Raw genomic sequence first — 5,235 nt, forward strand, 5'->3', positions numbered from 1 at the left:
ATCTATAAGTTTCTTATTATTTACTTATTTAGAAAGTTGTAATAAGATATTATCGTAAGGTATTGAAAAGTTTGTCTACATTTTATATTCAGACAACTTAGTCACGTTTAACAGGGGGGAAACATAATGGTCAAACATAATCCATTTCAATCACGTGCAACTTTTGAAGTAGATGGAAAAACGTATCATTATTATGATTTGAAAGCGCTTGAAAATGCAGGGGTTGGCAACGTATCTCAATTACCATATTCCGTGAAAGTTTTACTTGAATCAGTACTTCGTCAAGTAGACGGACGTGTAATTACAGAAGAGCATGTTACAAATTTAGCGAAATGGGGAACGAAAGATGTGCAAGATATCGATGTTCCATTTAAACCATCTCGTGTAATTTTACAAGATTTCACTGGTGTACCAGCTGTTGTTGATTTGGCTTCGCTTCGTAAAGCAATGGCAGACATGGGTGGAGATCCTGATAAAATCAATCCAGAAATTACTGTAGACCTTGTAATTGATCACTCTGTACAGGTTGATAGAGCGGGTACGGCAGACGCGCTTGCATTCAACATGGACTTAGAGTTTAAACGTAATGAAGAACGTTATAAATTTTTAAGCTGGGCACAAAAATCATTTGATAACTATCGTGCAGTTCCACCAGCTACAGGTATTGTACACCAAGTAAACCTTGAATATTTAGCACCAGTTGTTCATGCTGTGAAAAATGCTGAAGGTGACTTAGTTGCATACCCAGATTCATTAGTTGGAACAGACTCACATACAACAATGATTAATGGTATCGGCGTTCTTGGATGGGGTGTTGGTGGTATTGAAGCAGAAGCAGGAATGCTTGGACAGCCTTCATACTTCCCAGTACCTGAAGTAATCGGTGTGAAATTAACAGGTACACTTCCAAGTGGTACTACAGCAACTGACGTTGCCTTAAAAGTAACGCAAGTATTACGTCAAAAAGGTGTAGTTGGTAAATTCGTTGAGTTCTTCGGTAATGGACTAAAGAGCATGCCTTTAGCTGACCGTGCAACAATTTCAAATATGGCACCAGAATACGGCGCAACTTGTGGATTCTTCCCAATCGATGATATTTCATTAGAATACTTACGTTTAACAGGTAGAGATGAAGAACAAATTCGCGTTGTTGAAGAATACTGTAAAGCGAACGGTTTATTCTATACAGCAGACAGTAAAGATCCAATCTACACTGATCTTGTAGAAATTGATTTAAATACAATCGAATCTAACCTTTCTGGACCGAAACGCCCACAAGATTTAATTCCACTTTCAGATATGAAAGATGCGTTCCACAAAGCTGTTTTAGCACCAGTTGGAACACAAGGACTTGGATTTAATGAGCAAGAGTTCGATAAAGAAGTGAAGGTTACATTAGAAGATAAAGAAGTAACGATGAAAACAGGTGCAATTGCAATCGCTGCAATTACAAGCTGTACAAATACATCAAACCCATACGTATTAATTGGAGCAGGTCTAGTTGCGAAGAAAGCAATTGAAAAAGGACTTGTAGTACCTGAGTATGTAAAAACATCATTAGCACCAGGATCTAAAGTTGTTACTGAGTACTTAGATAAGTCTGGTTTAACAACATATTTAGATCAATTAGGTTTCCAAACAGTTGGTTACGGTTGTACGACTTGTATCGGTAACTCTGGTCCATTAGCGCCAGAATTAGAAGAAGCAATCGCAGCAAACGACTTACTAGTAACATCTGTTTTATCTGGTAACCGTAACTTTGAAGGGCGTATCCACCCACTTGTAAAAGCAAACTACTTAGCATCACCACCACTAGTTGTGGCATATGCACTTGCAGGTACTGTTGATATTGACCTGAAAAATGATGAAATCGGTAAAGATGCAAATGGCAATGCTGTTTACTTCAACGATATTTGGCCATCAGCTAAAGAAATTGAAGATGTAGTTCAAAGTGTTGTTACATCTGAACTGTTCAAGAAAGAATATGCACAAGTATTTAACAGCAATGAGCGTTGGAATGAAATCCAAACTTCAAATGAAGCGTTATATACTTGGGATAATGATTCAACATACATTCAAAACCCACCATTCTTTGAAGGATTATCTAAAGAGCCAGGTGAAGTTGAAACATTATCAGGCCTACGCGTAGTTGGTAAATTTGGTGACTCTGTAACGACAGACCACATTTCACCAGCAGGTTCAATCGGTAAGCATACACCAGCTGGACGCTACTTATTAGAAAACGGCGTACAACCAGTTGACTTCAATTCTTACGGTTCTCGTCGTGGTAACCATGAAGTTATGATGCGTGGTACATTCGCGAACATCCGTATTAAAAACCAAATCGCACCAGGAACAGAAGGCGGATATACAACATATTGGCCAACAGGTGAAGTAACGTCTATCTATGATGCTGCTATGAAATATAAAGAAGATGGCACAGGCCTTCTAGTTGTTGCTGGTAAAGATTACGGTATGGGAAGTTCTCGTGACTGGGCTGCGAAAGGAACAAACTTACTAGGTATTAAAGCAGTAATTGCAGAAAGCTTTGAGCGTATTCACCGCAGTAACTTAGTGTTAATGGGTGTACTACCACTTCAATTTAAAGATGGCGAAAGTGCTGAAACGTTAGGTCTTGTTGGTAACGAGTCATTTGAAATTCAAATCGACAAAACAGTTAGACCACGCGATCTTGTGAAAGTAGTTGCAACTGATGCAGATGGCAATGAAAAACAATTTGAAGTAGTAGCTCGTTTCGATAGTGAAGTAGAAATTGACTACTACCGTCACGGTGGTATTCTGCAAATGGTTCTTCGTGAGAAAATTGAAGAGTCTAAAGTGTCGAACTAAATAATTGAAATGAATAATAAGGAAGCTAACAATAGTTAGCTTCCTTATTTTATGGAAAGGGATGAAACCATATGGTTTCATCCCTTTCTTTTTTACTACGAAAAATGGAGGAAACGTCATGAAAGAATATAAAAGAATTTTGTTACCGTTACAGAAAGAAAAAATATTAGTAATAGCAGCTGTATGTAGTGGGATAATTGCTGCCATTTTAAATTTATCCCGCCCAATTTTCATGGGATTAATTGTAGACAATCTTATTCAAAGGGAGCTAAAAGGTGCGTATGTATATATAGCTTTGTTTGCGGGTAGTCACTTTTTAATGTGGGCGAACAATCTTTTATTTGATTATATAAGTTCAAAAGCGAGTCAACGTATATTACAAACGAAACGTATAGAATTATTGCGTCACTATTTCTCATTACCGTTTGAAGAGAGTGAGAAGATTAAGCAAGGAGAGTTAGAAACTTTGGTCGTGTCTGATATTCCGAACTGGGTCAGATTATATGGCTCTATATTAATAGAATATATACACGCTATTGCCCAATTTATTGGAGCTTTCATAGCACTACAACATATAGATATACAGTTTATATTGTGGGTAACTCCGTTTTTATTTTTAAGTACAATTGTTCCAATACTGATGGGAGAAAAGGTAAGAGATATTGCAAGCGTTTCTCAAAAAAATCACTCAAGTGTTGTAGAGATGGTGTCACAGTTTGTAAAGGGGATACAAGATTTGCGGAGTTTACAAAAAGAAAAATGGGCAATTCGCTTATTTAAAAGAGTAACGGCACAATCGTATAAATCAGAAGTAAAGAAGACGATGATGCAACATTGCATTGGAGTAGTTGGAACGGTGATTGAAACAGGAGCATATATTGTTGTTCTCATTATAGGTGCACAAAAAATAATGAGGGGAGAAATAGAAGTTGGTTCACTCATTGCAGTGTTAGCGACAATTGAGATGCTCTTTTTCCCTGTCCGTTATGTGGGCGATTTATTAATAATGACACAAGTTGCAGTCGCTTCGGCAAATAGAGCTTTTTGCTTTTTAAATAAACGAGCAGCAGATAGCAATGTAGAAAGAGCGATGGGGATCAGGATAACAAATGTTTCATTTCAGGAGAATGACGAAGAGAAATGCAGAATTCATAATATTGATTTGCAAATTCGTCCTGGTGAACTCGTTATGATTGTGGGAGAAAGCGGTGCAGGAAAAACAACGCTTTTAAAGTTAATAACGGGCTTGTATAAACCATCTAACGGTAGCATTGCTTATTATGGTAATGAAGCTCGTATGACTACAGTGTGGCAAGAACCACGTTTTTTCCGAACGACGGTAACAGAGAATATGTATTTCGGGGAAGAGGGTTTAGAAAATCAGTTAGAAAAAAATAGTGAACTTATAAATGCAAGGCCGATTATTAGAGGGTTACCTGAAGGGAGTCAAACTGTGCTACATAAAAGCGGTGAAGAGTTTTCGGGAGGCGAAAGAAAACGTCTTGCATTCTTGCGCGCGATTGTATCAAATCCAACTCTTATTATTTTAGATGAACCGACGGCTGGGTTAGATCCGGGCAATCAAGAACTGGTTTGGAATATGATTGAAGGGATAGGAAGAGATGTAACGAGAATTGTGGCAACACATGATGTAGAGAGAGCGATGATAGCAGATTGTGTTGTTGTCATAAAGAATGGGACTATTGTGGAATGTGGGAATCCTAGAGAATTATTAAATTGCAACTCATTGTACAAAGAGTTGCAAACAAAAAGATAAGAGATATGTAATGCTCTTATCTTTATTCCGCTATTTGCCGGGCAGCCCGATTGGTGAGGGCTGATTAAAGTTTCACTTTATTCGGTCTCATTAAGTTGATAAGTATAAGAATTCGAATCACTAGAATTAACTTCTTTGACGAGAGTAAGTTGATTTGTATCTGGATTATATTTGGAAATCTTAATTGTATTTTCGCTACTTAGTAATGGATTATATTCTTGAATAGCGAATGTATTTTCCGCGATTTGTGTCATATTACTGGTGGGAACATTTTCTATGGAATCATGATTTGTAGAAATTTCAACGACTTTTTCACTGTTGAAAAATAAAAGAACGATTACTAAAATAACTAAGCATATTCGTATATAGCGTAGCTCTTTGGTGATAGGGTGTTCTCCCAAAACAATCATCCTTTCTATAGCTATTCTATAGTAGTAATTGTAGTCATCGTGAAAAAAGTAATAATGCCGAGGCCTGCCAAAAGGATAAATGAGATTAATGCGATATAGAGACAAATATGTCCAACTTGTTTTTTTTCAGGATCTTTACTAAATAGTGAGATAATCCATGTGATAATTCCGATTGGGGAAAATATAAAACTAAGAATA

The 5,235-nt window shown here is 37.1% G+C and carries 4 protein-coding genes; 2 read left to right on the top strand and 2 right to left on the bottom strand.

Annotation, left to right across the window (positions count from 1 at the left end):
- Positions 1-126: 126 nt before the first annotated feature.
- Together acnA and ABWK52_RS27045 are read left to right on the top strand one after the other, a co-directional pair.
- Positions 127-2,850 carry an aconitate hydratase AcnA gene (gene acnA, locus ABWK52_RS27040; RefSeq protein WP_000238558.1) on the top strand — a complete coding sequence of 908 codons (2,724 nt, stop codon included), beginning with the start codon at positions 127-129 and terminating at the stop codon, positions 2,848-2,850.
- 118 nt (positions 2,851-2,968) lie between these two features.
- Positions 2,969-4,627 carry an ABC transporter ATP-binding protein gene (locus tag ABWK52_RS27045; protein WP_098434537.1) on the top strand — a complete coding sequence of 553 codons (1,659 nt, stop codon included), beginning with the start codon at positions 2,969-2,971 and terminating at the stop codon, positions 4,625-4,627.
- A gap of 77 nt (positions 4,628-4,704) precedes the next feature.
- Here the strand turns inward: ABWK52_RS27045 and ABWK52_RS27050 are convergent, their stop codons facing one another.
- A complete protein-coding gene (locus tag ABWK52_RS27050) occupies positions 4,705-5,037 on the bottom strand; it encodes a YmzC family protein (protein ID WP_098542271.1) in 333 nt (110 codons plus the stop codon).
- 11 nt (positions 5,038-5,048) lie between these two features.
- The gene (locus tag ABWK52_RS27055; RefSeq protein ID WP_353772269.1) at positions 5,049-5,234 is read right to left on the bottom strand and encodes a hypothetical protein; all 186 of its coding nucleotides are present in this window, start codon (positions 5,232-5,234) and stop codon (positions 5,049-5,051) included.
- Position 5,235 lies beyond the last annotated feature (1 nt).

The sequence above is a fragment of the Bacillus sp. AP50 genome, from assembly GCF_040492675.1.
In the GTDB taxonomy this organism is placed as follows: Bacteria; Bacillota; Bacilli; order Bacillales; family Bacillaceae_G; genus Bacillus_A; species Bacillus_A cereus.

Excerpts from the sequence above, each read along its gene's own strand:
- acnA (WP_000238558.1), top strand. The coding sequence starts at position 127 with ATGGTCAAACATAATCCATTTCAATCACGTGCAACTTTTGAAGTAGAT.
- ABWK52_RS27050 (WP_098542271.1), bottom strand. The coding sequence starts at position 5,037 with ATGATTGTTTTGGGAGAACACCCTATCACCAAAGAGCTACGCTATATA.
- ABWK52_RS27045 (WP_098434537.1), top strand. The coding sequence starts at position 2,969 with ATGAAAGAATATAAAAGAATTTTGTTACCGTTACAGAAAGAAAAAATA.